This window comes from Micromonospora sp. NBS 11-29, from assembly GCF_002140155.1.
Classification (GTDB): Bacteria; Actinomycetota; Actinomycetes; order Mycobacteriales; family Micromonosporaceae; genus Micromonospora.
On sequence record NZ_NAPR01000002.1, the window covers coordinates 78,048 to 97,305 of the forward strand.

General features: G+C 72.2%; 13 protein-coding genes and 1 pseudogene. 9 read left to right on the forward strand and 5 right to left on the reverse strand.

Annotated features, from left to right (window positions below):
- The coding region (locus B1205_RS00370; RefSeq protein WP_089153928.1) for a cellulase family glycosylhydrolase at nucleotides 1-1,603 on the reverse strand (1,603 nt) is incomplete at its 3' end.
- A gap of 307 nt (nucleotides 1,604-1,910) precedes the next feature.
- Nucleotides 1,911-3,119 carry a DUF349 domain-containing protein gene (locus tag B1205_RS00375; RefSeq protein ID WP_089153787.1) on the reverse strand — a complete coding sequence of 403 codons (1,209 nt, stop codon included), beginning with the start codon at nucleotides 3,117-3,119 and terminating at the stop codon, nucleotides 1,911-1,913.
- A gap of 203 nt (nucleotides 3,120-3,322) precedes the next feature.
- On the opposite strand from B1205_RS00375, the gene B1205_RS00380 reads away from it, so the two are divergent.
- The 3 genes from B1205_RS00380 to dapF are packed head-to-tail and all read left to right on the forward strand — an operon-like array spanning nucleotide 3,323 to nucleotide 5,812.
- Nucleotides 3,323-4,042 carry a hypothetical protein gene (locus tag B1205_RS00380; RefSeq protein ID WP_089153788.1) on the forward strand — a complete coding sequence of 240 codons (720 nt, stop codon included), beginning with the start codon at nucleotides 3,323-3,325 and terminating at the stop codon, nucleotides 4,040-4,042.
- Entirely contained in the window at nucleotides 4,027-4,959 is a 933-nt protein-coding gene (miaA, locus tag B1205_RS00385) for a tRNA (adenosine(37)-N6)-dimethylallyltransferase MiaA (RefSeq protein ID WP_441338423.1), read from the forward strand. Before B1205_RS00380 ends, miaA begins: the two co-directional genes overlap by 16 nt.
- 7 nt (nucleotides 4,960-4,966) lie before the next feature.
- Complete coding sequence (gene dapF / locus B1205_RS00390) at nucleotides 4,967-5,812, forward strand: diaminopimelate epimerase (RefSeq protein WP_089153790.1); 846 nt, start codon at nucleotides 4,967-4,969, stop codon at nucleotides 5,810-5,812.
- A 292-nt stretch (nucleotides 5,813-6,104) separates the two neighbouring features.
- Here dapF and B1205_RS00395 read toward each other — a convergent pair whose 3' ends face one another.
- Nucleotides 6,105-7,577 carry an NAD-dependent malic enzyme gene (locus tag B1205_RS00395; protein ID WP_089153791.1) on the reverse strand — a complete coding sequence of 491 codons (1,473 nt, stop codon included), beginning with the start codon at nucleotides 7,575-7,577 and terminating at the stop codon, nucleotides 6,105-6,107.
- Between the two features lie 206 nt (nucleotides 7,578-7,783).
- On the opposite strand from B1205_RS00395, the gene hflX reads away from it, so the two are divergent.
- The gene (gene hflX, locus B1205_RS00400; protein WP_089153792.1) at nucleotides 7,784-9,247 is read left to right on the forward strand and encodes a GTPase HflX; all 1,464 of its coding nucleotides are present in this window, start codon (nucleotides 7,784-7,786) and stop codon (nucleotides 9,245-9,247) included.
- A gap of 50 nt (nucleotides 9,248-9,297) precedes the next feature.
- Nucleotides 9,298-11,247 (forward strand): hypothetical protein, encoded by a 1,950-nt coding sequence (locus B1205_RS29435; RefSeq protein WP_089153793.1) that lies wholly within the window; start codon nucleotides 9,298-9,300, stop codon nucleotides 11,245-11,247.
- A gap of 59 nt (nucleotides 11,248-11,306) precedes the next feature.
- Here B1205_RS29435 and lexA read toward each other — a convergent pair whose 3' ends face one another.
- Both lexA and B1205_RS00415 read right to left on the reverse strand, forming a co-directional pair.
- Nucleotides 11,307-12,089 carry a transcriptional repressor LexA gene (gene lexA / locus B1205_RS00410; RefSeq protein ID WP_089153794.1) on the reverse strand — a complete coding sequence of 261 codons (783 nt, stop codon included), beginning with the start codon at nucleotides 12,087-12,089 and terminating at the stop codon, nucleotides 11,307-11,309.
- Between the two features lie 142 nt (nucleotides 12,090-12,231).
- Nucleotides 12,232-13,227 (reverse strand): aminoglycoside phosphotransferase family protein, encoded by a 996-nt coding sequence (locus B1205_RS00415; protein WP_254909598.1) that lies wholly within the window; start codon nucleotides 13,225-13,227, stop codon nucleotides 12,232-12,234.
- 340 nt (nucleotides 13,228-13,567) lie between these two features.
- On the opposite strand from B1205_RS00415, the gene nrdR reads away from it, so the two are divergent.
- The 4 genes and pseudogenes from nrdR to B1205_RS00435 all read left to right on the forward strand — a co-directional run bounded on the left by nrdR (nucleotide 13,568) and on the right by B1205_RS00435 (nucleotide 19,173).
- Nucleotides 13,568-14,068, forward strand: a complete 501-nt coding sequence (nrdR, locus tag B1205_RS00420; protein ID WP_089153796.1) for a transcriptional regulator NrdR — start codon at nucleotides 13,568-13,570, stop codon at nucleotides 14,066-14,068.
- A gap of 65 nt (nucleotides 14,069-14,133) precedes the next feature.
- Nucleotides 14,134-16,955 (forward strand): annotated as a pseudogene (locus tag B1205_RS00425) (vitamin B12-dependent ribonucleotide reductase).
- A 172-nt stretch (nucleotides 16,956-17,127) separates the two neighbouring features.
- Nucleotides 17,128-17,673, forward strand: a complete 546-nt coding sequence (locus tag B1205_RS00430; RefSeq protein ID WP_089153797.1) for a hypothetical protein — start codon at nucleotides 17,128-17,130, stop codon at nucleotides 17,671-17,673.
- A gap of 543 nt (nucleotides 17,674-18,216) precedes the next feature.
- A complete protein-coding gene (locus tag B1205_RS00435) occupies nucleotides 18,217-19,173 on the forward strand; it encodes a DUF2332 domain-containing protein (protein ID WP_089153798.1) in 957 nt (318 codons plus the stop codon).
- The last annotated feature ends 85 nt before the right edge of the window (nucleotides 19,174-19,258 follow it).

Consider the following 19,258-nt stretch of genomic DNA (forward strand, 5'->3'; position numbering starts at 1 on the left):
TGGCGGCGGTGCCGTTGGCGGTGAAGCCGACGGTCACCGAGGCCCCGGCCGCCAGCGACGACGCCCAGGTCGGCGCGGCGGCCGTGACCGTGGTGCCGGACTGCGTGACCGTGGCGTTCCAGCCGCTGGCCAGCGTCACCCCGGCCGGCCAGGTCCAGGTGACCGACCACGGGTTCACCGCGGCGGTGCCGGTGTTCTTCACGGTCAGCTCGCCCTGGAAACCGCCGGCCCACGCGTTGACCTGCTTGTAGCTGGCGGTGCAGCCGCCGCTGGGCGCCGGCGTGGTCGGGTTCGGCCCGGGCGTGGTTGGGTTCGGCGTCGGGGAGCCGGTGCCGGTGCCGGTGGGCGTCGGGTTCGGGTTGCCGCTGCCGGACGGCGGGATCAGGTAGGGCTGGAGGATGGCCTGCTTGGCCTGGTTGACCGTGGTCCAGTCGTCGTTGGCGATGCCGCCGGTGTCACCCGAGTTCGGGTTCCACGACCAGTAGGTGAAGGACATCCCGTTGACCCCGGTGCCGGTGTAGGCCATCAGGTTCTCCAGCCAGATCTTGTCCTTCGGGTCCTGGAGCGTGGTGCCGAACTCGCCCATCATGATCGGCGCGATGTTCTGCTTGTAGAGGTAGCCCCAGTACTTGTCCCAGATCGCCGGCATGTTCGCCGGGTAGCTGGGGTCGTCGAACCACGCCTGGCGGTAGACCGAGGTGGCGTACTCGTGCGGCGAGTAGACCAGCCGGTTCGCCACGTTCAGCCGCACCGGGAACTGCCCGGCCTTGGACAGGTTGCCGCCCCACCAGCCGCAGTCCTCGTCGTTGCTGGGGTCGTTGTCCCAGACGTTCGACAGGCCGCCGCTCGGGCAGCTCACGCCCTCCACGAAGATCAGCCAGTTCGGCTGCACGCCGAGGATGGCGTTGCCGGCCCGCTCGGCGGCGAGCCGCCAGTCGCGGGTGGTGTCGCCGCAGCCCCAGCAGGCGCCGGTCGCGGCCGGGTTGGTGCCCTCGGCGTGCGGCTCGTTGTGCAGGTCGGCGCCGATCACGGTGGGGTTGTTGGCGTACCGCTGGGCCATCGTCTTCCAGTCGTTGATCCAGGTCGCCTCGGAGACGCCCGAGGTGTACCAGAGCGGCGACTGCCCGGCCGACGTCGGCCGGTGCCGGTCCAGGATGACCCGCATCCCCTTGCTGCCCGCGTAGCCGATGACCTTGTCCAGGATCTGCAGCGGGGAGAGCCCGATCAGGTCCGGGTTGACGAAGTCGTTGATCCCGGTCGCGGTCGCGCCGGGCTTGATCGAGTCGTTCGAGTACGGGATGCGCAGCGTGTTGTAGCCCAGCCGGGCCATGGTGTCGAGCTGGCCGCGCCAGGGGTTGCTCGACCACAGGCCGTGGAACGTCTTGTTGTCGGTCTCCATGCCGAACCAGTTGATGCCGGTCAGCCGGACGGTGGCGCCCGTGCTGTCGACGATCTTGTTGCCGCTGGTGTGCAGGTAGCCGGTGCCGGTGCCGCCGGCAGCGGCGGCGGCCGGGGTGGTGCTGACGGCGGCGGCGACGAGGATGCCGGCCGCGGCGGTGGCGAGCGCCGTCAGGGCGCCGCCGAGGGCGGTGCGTCGGTGCATGGAAGCTCCACTTCGGATGCCCGCGCCGCATGGGCGCCGCGGGCGGCAGGACCAGGAGGCACGGCCCGCTCGTCATCGAGTACGCGCACAGCGCGCGTCGGGCCGGTCACGTGGACGGCCACTCGCGGAAGTCGTGCCGGCCACGGTCAACGGCCTGATCAGCCGTCGATGCCCTCGCGCCGGTGTCGGAACCTGGCTCCGTCGCTCATTCTGATCAGCCCGCCTCGATGCGTCAACCCGGCCGGCCGGTGCCCGGACACGCGGGAGCCCCCGGACCGATCGATCCGGGGGCTCCGTCGTGCGTGCGTCAGCCGGCCTGCTCGGCGAGCTGGAGGAACTGCCGCTTGGACGCCAGCGCCTGCTCGGCCTCCTTGATCCGGCGGGCGTCGCCGGCGGCCTGCGCCCGGGTCAGCCGCTCCTCGGCCTCGGCGACCTGGGAGCGCATCTGGGCCAGCAGCGGGTTGTCCTCCTTGGAGGTGCGCCGCCACGCCGAGTCCATCACCTCACGGACCTTCTCGTCCACGGCCCGCAGCCGGCGCTCCAGCCCGGCGGCCGCCTCGCGGGGCACCCGACCGGCTTCGTGCCACTGCGCCTGGATGTCGCGCAGCCTCGCCTGGGCGCCCTTCGGGTCGGCGTCGACGTCGAGCGCCTCGGCCTCGGCCAGCAGTGCCTGCTTGCGTTCCAGGTTGCCGCGCTGCTCGTTGTCCCGCGCGGAGAAGACCTCGCTGCGTCGGGTGAAGAACTCGTCCTGCGCGGCCCGGAAGCGTTCCCAGAGCTTCTGCTCGGACTCCTTGGCGGCGCGCGGCGCGGCCTTCCACTGGGCCATCAGGTCCTTGAGCTGGCCGGCGGTGACGCCCCAGTCGGTGGACTCCTTGAGCTTCTCGGCCTCGGCGACCAGCTCCTCCTTGACCGTCTGCGCCTGCTTGCGCTGCTGGTCCAGGGAGGCGAAGTGGGCGCCCCGTCGGCGGGTGAAGCCGTCGCGGGCGGCGGCGAACCGCTTCCACAGCTCACCGTCGGCCTTCTTGTCGACGCCGCGGATCGTCTTCCACTCGTCGAGGATCTCCTTGAGCCGGTCGCCGGCGGTCTTCCAGCCGGTCGACTCGGCGGCCAGCTTCTCGGCCTCCTCGACCAGGGCGGTCTTGCGGGCCAGCGCCTCGCCCCGGGCGGCCTCACGGGCGGCCTTGGCCTCGCCGGCCTTCTCCTCGGCGACCGTGGCCAGCTTGTCCAGCCGGGCGGCCAGGGCGTCGATGTCGCCGACGACGTGCGCCTCGGCCAGCGACCCGCGGATCCGCCGGATCGTGGTCAGCGATCCGCCGGCGTCGGCCGCGCCCGAGTTGAGCCGGGCCTCGGTCAGATCCACCTCGGTCACCAGGTCGGCGTAGCGTCGGGCGAAGTGGGCGAGCCCTTCCTCCGGGGCCCCCGCCTGCCAGGATCCGACCACTCGCTCGCCCTCGGCGGTCTTGACGTAGACGGTGCCGTCCTCGTCCACCCGTCCGAAGGAAGTCCAGTCGCTCATGTGCCCATCCTCGATCTCCCGGCGTCGACGGGACAGCCCCCTCGATCGCCGCCACGGCGCAGCAAACTTTCTCCCGGCATTGTCACAGGTCCGCCCCCGTCCGTGTCGAGCGCCTGTCGTCGACCGTGACCATACGGTGTCGTACGCCCGCGATGACCGGATCGGCGCGGGGACGCACCGGGGGACACCGATAGGTTGGAGCCGTGCCCCTGGTCGCCGCCGCCGTCTGCCCCCACCCGCCGCTGATCGTGCCCGAGCTGGCCGGCGCTGCCGCGCCCGAGCTGGACGACCTGCGTGCCGCCGCCGACGCGGCGGTCACCCGGCTGCTCGCCGCCGGCCCCGAGGCGATCCTGCTGGTCGGTGGCGGCCCGGCCACCGTCCGGTTCGGCGCGTCCGAGCACGGCTCACTGCGGCCGTACGGGCTGGACCGGCACGTGCGGCTCTGGAAGGTCAACTGCGCCGGCGGCGACCGGCTGCCGCTGAGCCTGACCGTCGGCGCCTGGCTGCTCAACCGCTCCCGCACCGAGCTGCCCCGGCTGGCCCGGTCGGTGGCCGTCGACGCCACCCCGGCCGAGGCCGCCGAGCTGGGCGCGACGCTGATCGCGGACGACGACCCCCGGTGCGCCCTGCTGGTGCTCGGCGACGGGTCGGCCTGCCGGGGCGTTACGGCGCCGGGGTACGACGACCCGCGCGCCGGGGCGTACGACGAGGGGGTCGCCGCGGCCCTGGCCGACGCGGACGTCGAAGCCCTGCGCGGCCTGGACCCGGTGCTCTCCGCCGAGCTGCGGGTCGCCGGGCGGGCGGCGTGGCAGGTGCTGGCCGGCGCGGTCCGCGCGGCCGGCGGCAACTGGCGCGGCGAGCTGGGTTACCACCGCGCGCCCTACGGCGTCGCCTACTTCGTGGCGAACTGGGAGCAGGCGTGAGCGCGCCGACCGGGACGGTGGTCGCGGTGGTCGGGCCGACGGCGGCCGGGAAGTCGGCGTTGAGCATCGCGCTGGCGCACGCGCTCGACGGCGAGGTGGTCAACGCCGACTCGATGCAGCTCTACCGGGGGATGGACGTCGGCACGGCGAAGCTGACCCCGGCCGAGCGGGAGGGCGTGCCGCACCACCTGCTGGACATCTGGGCGGTGACCGAGCCGGCCAGCGTCGCGGAGTACCAGAAGCTGGCCCGGGGGGCGGTCGACGACATCCTCGCCCGGGGGCGTGTGCCGCTGCTGGTCGGCGGTTCGGGGCTCTACGTGCGGGCGGTGCTGGAGCGGTTCGAGTTTCCCGGCACCGACCCGGCGCTGCGGGAACGGCTGGAGGCGGAGCTGGCCGCGGTCGGCCCGGGGCCGCTGCACGCCCGGTTGGCCGAGGCGGACCCGGAGGCGGCGGCCGGCATCCTGCCCACCAACGGCCGGCGGATCGTGCGGGCGCTGGAGGTGATCGAGCTGACCGGGGCGCCGTTCACGGCGTCGCTGCCCGCCCCCGTGCCGTACTACCCGTCGGTGCAGCTCGGGGTCGACCTCGACACCGCCCGGCTCGACGAGCGGATCGCGCTGCGGGTGGACCGGATGTGGGCCGACGGCCTGGTCGACGAGGTGCGCGCGCTGATCGGCGAGGGGCTGCCCGAGGGGCGGACGGCCAGCCGGGCGCTTGGCTACCAGCAGGTGCTGCGCTTCCTGACCGGCGAGATTACCGAGACCGGGGCGTACGAGGAGACGATCCGGGCCACCCGGCGTTTCGTCCGCCGGCAGCGCTCCTGGTTCCGGCGCGACCCGCGGGTGCACTGGCTCGACTCGGCCGACCCCGGCCTCGTCGACATGGCGCTGGGTGTGGTCGCCGGGCATCGGGAATGATGGGACCGTGGAGTTCACCAAGGGGCACGGCACCGGCAACGACTTCGTCCTCCTGCCCGACCCGGACGGCGCGCTCGATCTGACCCCCGGTCTGGTCGCCGCGCTCTGCGACCGGCGGCGCGGGCTCGGCGGTGACGGCGTGCTGCGCGTGGTCCGGGCCGCCAAGCACCCGGAGGGTGCCGCGCTGGCCGACGAGGCCGAGTGGTTCATGGACTACTGGAACTCCGACGGCTCGTTCGCCGAGATGTGCGGCAACGGCGCCCGGGTGTTCGTGCGCTACCTGCTGGAGAATTCGTTGGCCGCCCCGTCGGGCGGGACGCTGCCGATCGCCACCCGGGCCGGTCTGGTGCGGGCCCGGGTCGAGGGCGCCGACGTGGCGGTCGAGATGCGCCGCCCCCGGGTCCACGAGGCGGCCACCGCGACGCTGGGTGGCCTCACCCTGACCGGCGCGGCGGTGGACGTCGGCAATCCGCACCTGGTCTGCGCGCTGCCCGCCGCGCTGGACCTGACCGGCCTGGACCTCACCCGCGCCCCCGAGGTCGACGCGACGGTCTTCCCGACCGGGGTCAACGTCGAGTTCACCACGCCCGGCGAGCCGATCGACGGCGTCGACGGGCATGTGCTGATGCGGGTCCACGAGCGGGGCTCGGCCGAGACGCTCTCCTGCGGCACCGGGGCCTGCGCGGTCGCGGCGGTGGCGCTGCGCGACGCCGGCCGGGAGGACGGCACGGTGGTGGTGGACGTCCCGGGCGGCCGCCTCACGGTCACGGTGACCGCCGACTCCTGCTGGCTCGCCGGCCCCGCCGTCCTGGTCGCCACCGGCACCTTGACTCCCAGCGCGCTGCGCCCCTGACCGTCCCCGGCCGGATCCGGCGCCTCCCGGCCCTGCGCCTCCGCACGCTCCGGTCTCCCACCCTCCGCTCGCGTGTGGGCCGGCGGTCACGTTGTGTGACGGTCTGGCCGGGCGGAAGGCGGAAGAGCGATATACCCGGTAGTCATAATAATGACTCCTAGGTATATCGCTCTTCGGTTGAGTGTTCTTCCGACCACGACACGCCGGCCCCGCCCGCTTCACTGCGGCATGTCGCGGCATTTGCGTGGCCGGACGAGGGCGGATGGACTGGTCCAGGGGAATGAGGCTCGGGTCAGGGGGTGGCGCTGGCGCTGGCGGCGACCTCGGGCAGGTCGGCGGGGCCCGGGTCGGCGGCCGGCGGCGGCGTCGCGGCCGGGTTCTGGGCGGCGGCGCGCACCGCGGCGGCCACCGCGGGGGCGACCCGGGCGTCGAACACGCTGGGCACGATCACCGTCGGGTTGATCTTGTCTTCGCCGACCACGTCGGCGATGGCGCGGGCCGCCGCGATCGCCATCTCCTCGGTGAACTCCTCGGCGTGCGCGTCGAGCATGCCGCGGAACACGCCCGGGAAGGCGAGCACGTTGTTGATCTGGTTGGGCTGGTCCGAGCGGCCGGTGGCCACCACGGCGGCGTACTTGCGCGCCTCGCGCGGGTCCACCTCCGGGTCCGGGTTGGCCAGCGCGAAGACGATCGCGTCCTTGGCCATCGCGGCCACGTCCTCGCCGGTGAGCAGGTTCGGCGCGCTCACCCCGATGAACACGTCCGCGCCACGAACCGCCCCGGCCAGGTCACCGGAGTAGTCCTCCCGGTTGGTGTTCTCCGCCAGCCACTGCCAGGCCGGGTTGAGGTCGGTCAGCCCGCGGTGCAGCGCGCCCTGCCGGTCGTACGCGATGATGTCGCCCACGCCCTGACGCAGCAGCAGCTTCATGATCGCGGTGCCGGCCGCGCCGGCGCCCGAGACCACGACCCGGACGTCCGCGAGCTGCTTGCCCACGACGCGCAGCGCGTTGGTGAGCGCGGCCAGCACGCAGATCGCGGTGCCGTGCTGATCGTCGTGGAAGACCGGGATGTCCAGCGCCTCGCGCAGTCGGGCCTCGATCTCGAAGCAGCGCGGCGCGGCGATGTCCTCCAGGTTGATCCCGCCGTAGGCCGGCGCGATGGCCTTGACGATCGCCACGATCTCGTCGGTGTCCTGGGTGTCCAGCACCACCGGCCAGGCGTCGACCTTGCCGAACCGCTTGAACAGCGCCGCCTTGCCCTCCATCACCGGCAGCGAGGCGGCCGGCCCGAGGTTGCCCAGCCCGAGCACGGCCGAGCCGTCGCTGACCACGGCGACCGTGTTGCGCTTGATGGTGAGCCGGCGGGCGTCGGCCGGGTTCTCGGCGATCGCCATGCAGACCCGGGCCACCCCCGGGGTGTACGCGCGGGACAGCTCGTCGCGGGTGCGCAGCGCGACCTTCGGGGTCACCTCGATCTTGCCACCGAGGTGCAGCAGGAACGTCCGGTCGGACACCTTGCGCACGTCCACCCCGTCGAGCGCGGTGAGCGCGTCGACGACCTGGTCGGCGTGACCGGCGTCGGCGGTGTCGCAGGTGAGGTCGACGATCACGTTCGTCGGATCGGAGTCGACCACGTCCAGCGCGGTGACGATGGCGCCGGCCTCGCCCGCCGCGGTGGTCAACCGGCCGATGGAGGAGGCGTCGGCGGGCACCGCGATCCGGATGGTGATCGAGAATCCGGCACTCGGCAGTCGGGTGATGGCCACGAGAAACACTCCTCCGTCGACGCTGAGCGGCTCGACTGGCATTTCTACCCGCTCGGGCCGGTGGGCCGGCATCCGGCCCCACTACCGGTGGGTAGCGCCACGGACGCACGGGCATAACCCGGGTGCGCCCGGCGTTGTCACATGTCAGGATTGCTGTCACGCGCCGAAAATGCTCGGCGATGCACATTACGGACAGGAGACGCGGTTTGCGCGAGCAGGAGACCTTCCATCCCTACACGGACGACGAGCTCGACGCCACCACCGGCGAATACGAGCTGTCGGAGCGGCAGGCGCTGCGGCGGGTCCCTGGCCTCTCCACCGAACTCACCGACATCACCGAGGTCGAGTACCGCCAGCTCCGGCTGGAGCGGGTCGTCCTGGTGGGGGTCTGGACCGAGGGGACCCAGTCCGACGCCGACAACAGCCTCACCGAGCTGGCGGCGCTGGCCGAGACGGCCGGCTCCCAGGTGCTGGAGGGGCTGATCCAACGCCGCAACCGGCCCGACCCGGCCACCTACATCGGGCGGGGCAAGGTCGACGACCTGAGCGCGGTGGTGCTCTCCACCGGCGCCGACACGGTCATCTGCGACGGTGAGCTGTCCCCGTCGCAGCTGCGCAACCTGGAGCAGCGCACCAAGGTGAAGGTGGTCGACCGCACCGCCCTGATCCTCGACATCTTCGCCCAGCACGCCAAGAGCAAGGAGGGCCGGGCGCAGGTCGAGCTGGCCCAGCTCGAATACCTGCTGCCGCGCCTGCGCGGCTGGGGCGAGACGCTCTCCCGGCAGACCGGTGGTAGCGGTCGCGGTGGCGGCGCCGGCGGCGGCGTGGGCGTGCGTGGTCCCGGTGAAACCAAGCTGGAAACCGACCGGCGCCGCATCCGGCACCGCATCGCACGGCTGCGCCGCGAGATCAAGAGCATGGCCACGGTACGCCAGACGAAGCGCGCCCGGCGGTCCCGTAACGCGGTGCCGGCGGTGGCCATCGCCGGCTACACCAACGCCGGCAAGTCCAGCCTGCTCAACCGCCTGACCGGGGCCGGTGTGCTGGTCGAGGACGCGTTGTTCGCCACGCTGGACCCGACCACGCGCCGGGCCACCACGTCCGACGGGCGGCTCTACACGCTCTCCGACACGGTCGGGTTCGTGCGGCACCTGCCGCACCAGATCGTCGAGGCGTTCCGCTCGACGCTGGAGGAGGTCGCCGACGCCGACCTGGTGGTGCACGTGGTCGACGGCACCCATCCCGATCCGGAGGAGCAGGTCCGGGCGGTCCGCGAGGTGCTCGCCGAGGTGGGTGCCGACCGCCTGCCGGAGCTGCTGGCGGTGAACAAGACCGACGCCAGCGACGAGGAGACGATGCTGCGGCTCAAGCGGCTCTGGCCGGAGGCCGTGTTCGTCTCCGCGCGAAGTGGGCGTGGCATCGACGAGCTGCGCGAGGCGATCGAGCACCGGCTGCCCCGACCGGCCGTCGAGGTGCGCGCGGTGCTTCCGTACGACCGGGGTGACCTGGTGGCCCGGGTGCACCGGCAGGGCGAGGTGCTCAGCACTGCGCACCTGCCCGAGGGCACGTTGCTGCACGTACGGGTGAGCCAGGCGCTCGCCGCCGAGCTGGCCCCGTACCGCTCGGGCGACCGGCTCACCGACGAGGAGCGGGTGGGCGCCGGGCGGTGAGCCATCCGGCGTCACCCGCCGGAAACCCCGGCCGTGCGACACTGAGCGCCATGCGGCACGTTGTCTCCTCGGTCACGCTCGCGCTCGGCCTGGTCGGCGCGATCGTGGCGCCGGCCGGGCCGGCCCTGGCGGCTCCCGTCGCGGCCCCCGTGCTGGCCGCGGCTCCCAAGAAGAAGTGCACGGTCACCGACGACCGTCTCCGGGAGTTGTCCGGCCTGATCGCCACCGGCGACGGCTACGTCGTCGTCAACGACGGCTCCGACGACCCCGACCGCAAGCGGGTCTTCTTCCTCGACGCCAAGTGCAAGGTCGACAAGGAGGTCCGATACTCCGGCGACGGGCCGTTCGACACCGAGGACCTGGCCCTCGGGCCGGACAAGAAGACGCTCTGGATCGCCGACACCGGCGACAACGTGGAGAAGAAGACCCGGCGCGAGCGGGTCGCGGTCTGGACGATGCCGTTGAGCGGGTCGAAGCAGCCGGTGCTGCACCGGCTCAGCTACCCCGGCAAGGAGCCGCACGACGCCGAGGCGCTGCTCGTCGGTGACGACAACCTGCCGCTGGTGATCACGAAGGACCTCTCCGGCAAGTCGGAGATCTTCACCCCGACGGCGAAGCTGAAGGCCGGCGGCGACACCGAGCCGGTTCCGATGAAGAAGGTCGGCGAGGTCACGCTGCCCCGGACGAACACCGAGAACAAGCTCGGCGGCCCGGGGCGTGCGCTGGTCACCGGCGCGGCACGCTCGCCCGACGGTGCCCGGGTGGTGCTCCGCACGTACGCGGACGCGTTCGAGTTCGACGTGGCCGGCGGCGACCTGGTCAAGGCGCTGACCACCGGTAAGCCCCGCGTCACCCCGCTGGCCGACCCGTTCGGTGAGGCCATCTCCTACACCCCGGACGGCAAGTCCTTCGTTACCGTCTCCGACGGTGGCTCGCTGGACGAAGCGGACCCGATCGACATCCTCGGCTACACGCCGGCCAGCACCGGGGTGGAGGCGCTGCCCAACGGCGGCAAGGCCGAGACGAAAGCGGCGGCGCAGAAGTCCTGGCTCGAAGGGCTCTCGCTCGACGAGATCACGTACCTGATCGCCGCGGTCGGAGTGTTGGGCGCGCTCCTGGTCGGCGCGGGCGTGTTCGGCATCCTGCGGTCCCGGCGCCGGCCGACGCCCGCCGAGCCGGCCGACGAGCCCGAGCACAGCGGCGAGTTCCCGGTGAACAGCGCCCTTCCGCCCGACAACCGGTCCGAGACCCCGGCGCGTGGCGGCGTGTACGGCGGCGGTGGTCAGGGCGGTGGCGTCTACGGCGGTGCCGCGAACGGCGACCGTCCGGCGGCGGCCGGCGGGGTGTACGGCGGTGCCCGGCCCCAGGGCGGCGCCGTCTACGGCGGTGCGGCCCAGGGCGCGGCCCGGCCGCCGGTCGGCGCTCCCCAGGGCGGTGGCGCCTCCCAGGGCGGTGGCGGTCCCCGGGGCGGCGGTGGTCGTCCGCAGGGCGGTGGCGGTCCCCAGGGCGGCGGTGGCCGTCCGCAGGGCGGCGGTCGGCCCCAGGGCGGTGGCCGCCCGCCGGCCGGCGGCGGTCAGGGTGGCGGTCGACCGCAGGGCGGTGGCGGCCGGGGTGGCGCCCGGCCCCAGGACGGTGGCGGCGCACGGCCCCAGGACGGCGGCGGTCGGCCCCCGACCGGCGGCGGTCAGGGCGGTGGCGTCTACGGCGGGGGTGCCGTCAGCGGCGGCGGTGCCGGCCAGCGCGGTGGCCAGGGCGGCGGCGTCTACGGCGGCAGGGGCCAGGGCGGCGGCGCGGGTCCGACCGGCCGGGGCGGTGCCCCGGGCGGGACCGGACACCGTGGGCAGCCGGCCGGTGGTGGGCGGCGGGGTGACGGTGGCCGGGCGGAACCGCCGCGGCGCGAGCCGGGCCCCCGGGATCCGCGCGGCGGCCGCCGCGACGACGCCCAAGGGCAGTACGGGCCGGTCTCCGGTGGCCGGGAGTACCGAGGCGACCGCTACTGACGCACGACGACGAACAGCGGGGGTGACCGGCGACGGTCACCCCCGCTGCCGTGTGTGGGTCAGATCCGCCGCAGCACCGCGACCACGCGGCCCATGATGGTGGCGTCGTCGCCGGGGATCGGGTCGAACGCCGGGTTCTGCGGCATCAGCCAGACGTGCCCGTCGCGACGCCGGTAGGTCTTCACCGTCGCCTCGCCGTCGAGCATCGCCGCCACGATGTCGCCGACCTCGGCGTTGGGCTGCTGCCGCACGACCACCCAGTCGCCGTCGCAGATCGCGGCGTCGAGCATCGAGTCGCCCTTGACCTGGAGCATGAAGACGTCGCCCTCACCGACCAGCTCACGGGGCAGGGGGAAGATGTCCTCCACGGCCTGCTCGGCGAGGATCGGCCCACCGGCGGCGATCCGGCCCAGCATCGGCACGTACGCCGGGGCGGGGCGTTGCGCGCGGGCGGCCTCGTCGTCGACGTCGCTCGGTGCCCGCACGTCGACGGCGCGCGGACGGTTCGGGTCGCGGCGCAGGAAACCCTTCTTCTCCAGCTCTTTGAGCTGGTAGGCGACGCTGGACGGGGAGACCAGGCCGACCGCCTCGCCGATCTCGCGCACGCTCGGCGGGTAGCCGTGGCGCTCCACCCAGGTGCGGATGAACTCCAGGATGCGGCGCTGCCGGGCGGTGAGGTCGACCGTCGCCGGGTCGGGGAAGCTGCTGACCACCGGTGTGACCGGGCGCACCCCGGGCTGGGCGGCCCGGCTGCGCGCGGTGCGGGGGCGACGGGTCGCCGGCGGACCCGCCCCGTCGATCGGCTGCGGGTTCTTCTGCCGGCTGGCCCGGTCCTCGGTCACGTCCGTCCCTCCCTGGTCGGCGCTGCGTGCCTCGTCGGCTCGTGGAGCGTGTGCTCCGACCGTATAGGTGAGTTCGGCCATTTTCAAACATCTGTACGACCTGACGGCGTGTCACCGTGAAATCCCGGATCCGCCGGACGGGTCAGAGTGGAGCCGGTGCGAACAACTCCTCCAGCCAACCCGGGACGGCGGCGGCGTACGCGGCGCGCGTCGGGTCGGTGGCCGGCAGGGCCCGCCGCCAGGAGAGCGAGCGGCTGACCGTGGTCACGGTCGTCGCCAGCGCCGCCGCCTCCCGCAGATCGGCCCGGTCGTACCGGTCGGTCCACGCCTCCAGGTAGGCGTCCCGCAGCCGGAGCAGCACCGCATCCCCGGCGGGCAGCTCGAAGGCGTGCCCGACCGAGCGCAGCGTCACCAGCAGGGTCCCGAACGGGTGGGCGAGGGACGCGTCCCCCCAGTCGAAGAAGCGTGGGCCGTCGGTGGCGACGAAGATGTTCCCGTCGTGCAGGTCGTCGTGCTGCACGGTGGGCTCGACCCCGAGGTCGGCGAGCCGTCGGCAGTCCCGCGCGTACCGGTCGGCGTGACCGCGCAGCCGGGCGTGCATCTCCGGCGTGAGGCCGTCCTCCGTGCCGAGCAGCAGCGAGTCGGTGTCGTCCAGCAGGTGGACGAACAGGCCCGGCAGCACCTCGGGCCGGTGGTCGGGCAGGCCGAGGGCGAGCAGTTCGTCGGCGTGCGCGGCGCTCACCCGCTGGAGATCGGCGTACGCGGGCAGGATCAGCTCCCAGCGCCCCGGATCGGGCGCGACGGCCAGCACGTCGCGCAGGGTGCGGCCACCGTCGGGCAGCAGCGACCAGCCCCGGTCGGCGTCCACCGCCAGCGGGTCCGGCACGCGGCCGGGCGCCAGCCGGGACAGCGCCGCCAACAGGCCGGCCTCGTACCGGGTGCCGTCGCTGTTGGCCTTGAACCAGGCGTCACCGTCGTCGGTGGGCACGCGCCACACCAGGGACCACGGGCGTACGCGCTCCTCCACCGGCCCGGTGACCCGCCGGCCGTACCGGCCGAGCTGGTCCGTCACCCACTGCGAGGCGGATTCCCGCCACCCCGGCGCGTCCCACCCGGCGCCCACCATGTCTGCGTTCACGCCGGCAACCTAGCCCGGCGCGCGCCGCTGGGCGAGATGATTTCCGGCGGCGTGACCGGGGACGGCGCGCGCCGTTGGGCTCTTCGGCGGCGTCGTGGCCGACGTGATTCTGATGACGCGCCGGACACGCCGGTCAACTTGACCTCGCTAGGGGGACGGCATACGGTCGACCCCTAGATGTAGTAGTCACATGGGCGTAAGTAGCCTACAGGTTGGGTTCAACTACCGAACGCACTCCCGCATCGCGCACTCGGCGACGGTCGTCGAAGGATGGCTGCGCCGTGTCGACGCGTGCCCGGGGGTCGGTAGCTGTGCCCGTGGTCGATGAGGAGGTCGGGCGATGCGGTGTCCGTACTGCCGGCACGCCGACTCCCGGGTGGTCGACTCGCGGGAGGCCGACGACGGCCAGCTCATCCGGCGGCGGCGGTCCTGCCCGGAGTGCGGCAAGCGGTTCACCACCGTCGAGGAGGCGGTGCTCGCGGTGGTCAAGCGCAGCGGGGTGACCGAGCCGTTCAGCCGCACGAAGATCATCGGTGGGGTGCGCAAGGCGTGCCAGGGGCGGCCGGTCGACGACGACTCGATCGCGCTCCTGGCACAGAAGGTCGAGGAGACCGTCCGCGCCAAGGGGGCGGCGGAGATTCCCAGCCACGAGGTGGGTCTGGTCATCCTCGGCCCGTTGCGCGACCTCGACGAGGTGGCCTACCTGCGGTTCGCCAGCGTCTACCGGTCCTTCGACTCGCTCGCCGACTTCGAGCGGGAGATCGAGACGCTGCGGGAGGCCGCACGAGCCCGTGAGGGCACCAGCGCTCAGGCGGTCGACGCCGCCGGCGCGATCAGCTGACATTTCTGATTTCCGACAGTGTGACCAGGCGCGGTGGGTGACCGTGCCGATGAGGGGGCGAGGGCGTGACAACCAGCAAGTCACGGAACAAGGCCGGGGCGGGGCTGAAGATCGAACGCGTCTGGACGACCGAGGGGGTGCACCCCTACGACGAGGTCNCGAGCAGCGCGGGGTGGAGTTCCCCGAGTCCTGGTCGGTCAACGCGGCCAACATCGTGACCACGAAGTACTTCCGGGGCGCGGTGGGGACCCCGCAGCGGGAGTGGTCGCTCAAGCAGCTCATCGACCGGGTGGTGGAGACCTACCGCACCGCGGGTGAGGAGTACGGCTACTTCGCCTCCCCGGCCGACGCCGAGGTGTTCGCGCACGAGCTGACCTGGATGCTGCTGCACCAGGTGTTCAGCTTCAACTCGCCGGTCTGGTTCAACGTCGGCACGCCGTCGCCGCAGCAGGTCTCAGCGTGCTTCATCCTGGCCGTCGACGACTCGATGGACTCGATCCTCGACTGGTACAAGGAGGAGGGGCGGATCTTCCAGGGCGGCTCCGGCGCCGGGGTCAACCTGTCCCGCATCCGCTCCTCCAAGGAACTGCTCTCCTCCGGCGGCACCGCCTCCGGCCCGGTCAGCTTCATGCGCGGCGCGGACGCCTCCGCCGGCACCATCAAGTCCGGTGGCGCCACCCGGCGCGCGGCCAAGATGGTCATCCTCGACGTGGACCACCCGGACATCGAGGAGTTCGTGGCGACCAAGGCGCGCGAGGAGGACAAGATCCGCGCGCTGCGCGACGCCGGTTTCGACATGGATCTGGGCGGCGCGGACATCGTCAGCGTGCAGTACCAGAACGCCAACAACTCGGTCCGCGTCTCCGACGAGTTCATGACCGCGGTGGAGAACAACGGCGGCTTCGACCTGCGCGGCCGGCTCGACGGGCAGACCATCGAGACGATCGACGCCAAGAAGCTGTTCCACACCATCTCCCAGGCCGCCTGGGAGTGCGCCGACCCGGGCCTGCAGTACGACGACACCATCAACGACTGGCACACCTGCCCGGAGACCGGGCGGATCACCGCGTCGAACCCGTGCTCGGAATACCTGCACCTGGACAACTCCTCGTGCAACCTGGCCTCGCTGAACCTGATGAAGTTCCTCCGCGCCGACGGCGGCTTCGAGGTGGAGAAGTTCGTCCGGTCGGTCGAGTTCGTCATCACCGCGATGGACATCTCGATCTGCTTCGCCGACTTCCCGACCGAGAAGATCGGCGAGACCACCCGCGCCTACCGGCAGCTCGGCATCGGGTACGCCAACCTGGGCGCCCTGCTGATGGCCTCCGGCCTGCCCTACGACTCGGACCAGGGGCGGGAGGTGTCCGCGGCGATCACCTCGCTGATGACCGGCACCGCCTACCGCCGCTCCGCCGAGCTGGCCGGCATCGTCGGCGCGTACGACGGCTACGCCCGCAACGCCGAGCCGCACAAGCGGGTCATGCGCAAGCACGCCGCCGCCAACGACAGCATCAAGCCGACCGGCACCGTGGCCACCGCCGTGCAGCGCGAGGCGACCAAGCAGTGGACGCTCGGCAACAAGCTCGGCGACAAGTTCGGCTGGCGCAACTCGCAGGCGAGCGTCCTCGCCCCGACCGGCACCATCGGCCTGATGATGGACTGCGACACCACCGGCGTCGAGCCGGACCTGGCGCTGGTCAAGTTCAAGAAGCTGGTCGGCGGCGGCTCGATGCAGATCGTCAACCAGACCGTGCCGCGCGCCCTGCGCAGCCTCGGCTACCCCGAGGAGCAGGTCGAGGCGATCGTCGAGCACATCGCCGACCACGGGCACGTGGTGGACGCGCCCGGCCTGAAGCCGGAGCACTACCCGGTCTTCGACTGCGCCATGGGTGAGCGGTCCATCGCGCCGATGGGCCACGTGCGGATGATGGCGGCCGTCCAACCGTTCATCTCCGGCGCCATCTCCAAGACGGTCAACATGCCGGAGCAGGCGACCGTGGCCGACGTCGAGAAGATCTACTTCGAGGGCTGGAAGCTCGGCCTGAAGGCGCTGGCGATCTACCGGGACAACTGCAAGGTGGGCCAGCCGCTGTCGGTGGCCAAGCCGAACAAGGCCGTCGTCGAGGCGGCCGTGGAGGCCGCGGTCGAGGCCGCCGTCGCCGAGAAGGTCGTGGAGAAGGTCGTCGAGTACCGCCCGGTGCGCAAGCGGCTGCCGAAGAAGCGCCCGTCCCAGACGGTCTCCTTCTCGGTCGGCGGCGCGGAGGGCTACCTCACCGCCTCGTCCTACCCGGACGACGGCCTCGGCGAGGTCTTCCTGAAGATGTCGAAGCAGGGCTCGACCCTGGCCGGCGTGATGGACGCCTTCTCGGTGGCCATCTCCATCGGTCTCCAGTACGGCGTCCCGCTGGAGACGTACGTCAGCAAGTTCACCAACATGCGCTTCGAGCCGGCCGGTATGACCGACGACTCGGACGTGCGGATGGCCGCCTCGGTGATGGACTACATCTTCCGTCGCCTGGCGCTTGACTTCCTGCCGTACGAGCGCCGCGCGGAGCTGGGCATCTTCACCGCCAAGGAGCGGGCCGCCCAGCTCCGGGCCGAGGCGGAGGCGGAGGCGAGCGGTGCGGACCTCACCGCGATGGCCGCCTCCGCCCCGGTCGAGGCACCCGAGACGAAGACCGGCCCGATCGCCCAACCGGCGCAGGAGATGGCCGACGTTGCGGCCGTCAAGCCCGCGCCGTCGGTGGGTTCCAGCACCGAACTGCTGGAGGCCGTGATCGGCAAGGCCGCGGACGCGCCGCTCTGCTTCACCTGCGGCACCAAGATGCGGCCGGCCGGAAGCTGCTACGTCTGCGAGGGCTGCGGCTCCACCAGCGGCTGCAGCTGAGTCAAGTCTCACCAATAGGCGACGGACTCTCGCCTCTAGGCGATTCGGTTCTCGCGAAATAGGCGACGACATGTAGGAGGTGCGGAGACCTGCTAATAGGTCTCCGNCTCTTGCCAGCGGCAGCGCTCCTCGGTCTTCCGATGAATCGGACTCCCTTACCTCCGGAGCAAGCATGTCTCTATATCTGCCTGACCTCGACCCCGCGACCCGCGAATACATGCTCCGCGAGTTCAATAGTGAACAGGCGGGATCGCCGTTCCTACCGCCCACGCTGAGCGCACAAGGTCGGACCCTGTGGCCGACCATGATGCGCAACGCCATCGAGTTTGGCGACGACGACACCCTAATCAATGACCTGCTCAGTACGCCTGGCATGTTCAGTCCGCAGGAGGCGTACACGCGAAACGGTGTGCCCCGCACCCGGAAGGTCAACCTTCGACAGGTCGCCGAGCGGCTTGGGACCAGCGAGTTCAACACCTGGTATGTCCGAGGGCTCGCCGCGCGCTTCATCGTTGAAGGCATCAGCCACGTCATGATTTACCGGGCCGCCGAGCCGAAGCGGGCGGTGGCTGGTTGTACCCAGCACGAAGGGAGCATCGTGTCGGTCCAGGAGGTCTACGACGGTCACCGTGCTCGCTACTGGCCTGCCGAAGATCCGAATGCCTTCTCGATCCCCTTCCAGCCCGGTTGTCACCACAGCATCGGTCGGGTCGCGTAGCGCAGGACGCCGCCTGGGCGAAACGGAGTAGCGGACACACAGAGGGTGGGAATCATGGCTCTCACCTTCTGTGTGTCGGCGGACGGGTCAGACATCGAAAGTGAAGGCATTGCGGTCGAGTCGGGTAACAAGTCACCACCCGGGTGAACAAGCGAAGGCGTAACCGGCTCCCGGATTGGCAGGAGACAGCCGTCCGTGAGCTGGCTCGGTCATGCCGCCCACCAGACGATCTTCAATTCCTCGACCGGCCCGGCTCAACGACCTCGGGCTTGTCCGTGCCCGCGTCCGGCTGCGAACCGGCGACCTGCCCCGCGCTCCCACGGTCTCCCTCTGCGAGAGCAGGAAAGTCCCTCAGGTGGATCGGCCCCAGCCGACCGTTGCTGCCGCTCGACGAGGTCGACCACGCTCGGTTCCTTAGCTACCTGCACCTCCTGCAAGCAAAACGGGGAGATGGCGGTGTCCACCGGCCGCCGACCCCACCACGTCCGGCGAACCGGCGGCTTCGGGACGGACGAGCACGCCGGGAGCTGGCATGCTCGGGCGATGAGCACGGCCGACATCTATCAGGCGTTCGCCGCACGCGAGGCGCGCGGCGTGTCCCCGGCATACGAGCGCCTGTCGCGGGCCGTGGCCCACGACCCGGAGCTGCTCGCGTCGCTCGACACGCTCCCGCCGGCCAAGCGCCAGCCGAATCTGCTCTTCGGCGTGGTGCGGCTGCGCGGCGGCCCGGTCGACGACCCGGCGGCGTTCCGCGCGCACGTGCTGGCGCACTGGCCGGAGATCGCCGCGCAGATGCGGGTCCGGGCGACCCAGACGAACGAGGCCGGCCGCTGCGCGGTGCTGCTGCCGGTGCTCGCCGCGTTGCCGCAGCCGCTGGCGCTGCTGGAGGTGGGCGCCTCCGCCGGGTTGTGTCTCTACCCCGACCGGTACGCCTACCGCTACGGCGACCAGCGGGTCGGCGACGGCGAGCCGGTGCTCGACTGCACCCTGACCGGCGCCGCCCCACCGGCCCGGCGGCCGGAGGTGGTGTGGCGGGCGGGCCTGGACGTGCACCCGCTGGACGTCACCGACCCGGCCGACCTGGCCTGGCTAGACGCGCTGATCTGGCCGGAGCACCAGCACCGCCGGGACCGGCTGCGCGCGGCGGCGGCGGTGGCGGTGACCGACCCGCCGGTGCTGGTCCGGGGCGACCTGGTCGACGACCTGCCGGCGCTGGCGGCCCGGGCCCCGGCCGGCGCGACGCTGGTGGTCTTCCACAGCTCGGTGCTCTACCAGGTGCCGCCGGCCCGCCGCGCGGCCTTCACCGACCTGGTGCGTACGCTGCCCGGCCACTGGCTCGCCAACGAGGACCCGGCCGTGCTGCCGCCCGCGGAACTGCCCGACCCGCCGAACGACGGCTTCCACAACGTGCTCGCCCTCGACGGCCGCCCCCTGGCCTGGACCCGCGGCCACGGCCAGGCCCTAACCTGCTTCAACCCACCCACTCCCACCCCTCCCTGACCCGTCGATCATGAAGTTGACGGCACGACACGCCAGTGCGGCGACCGCCAACTTCATGATCGACGCGGCGGGGGCAACGGGGTGG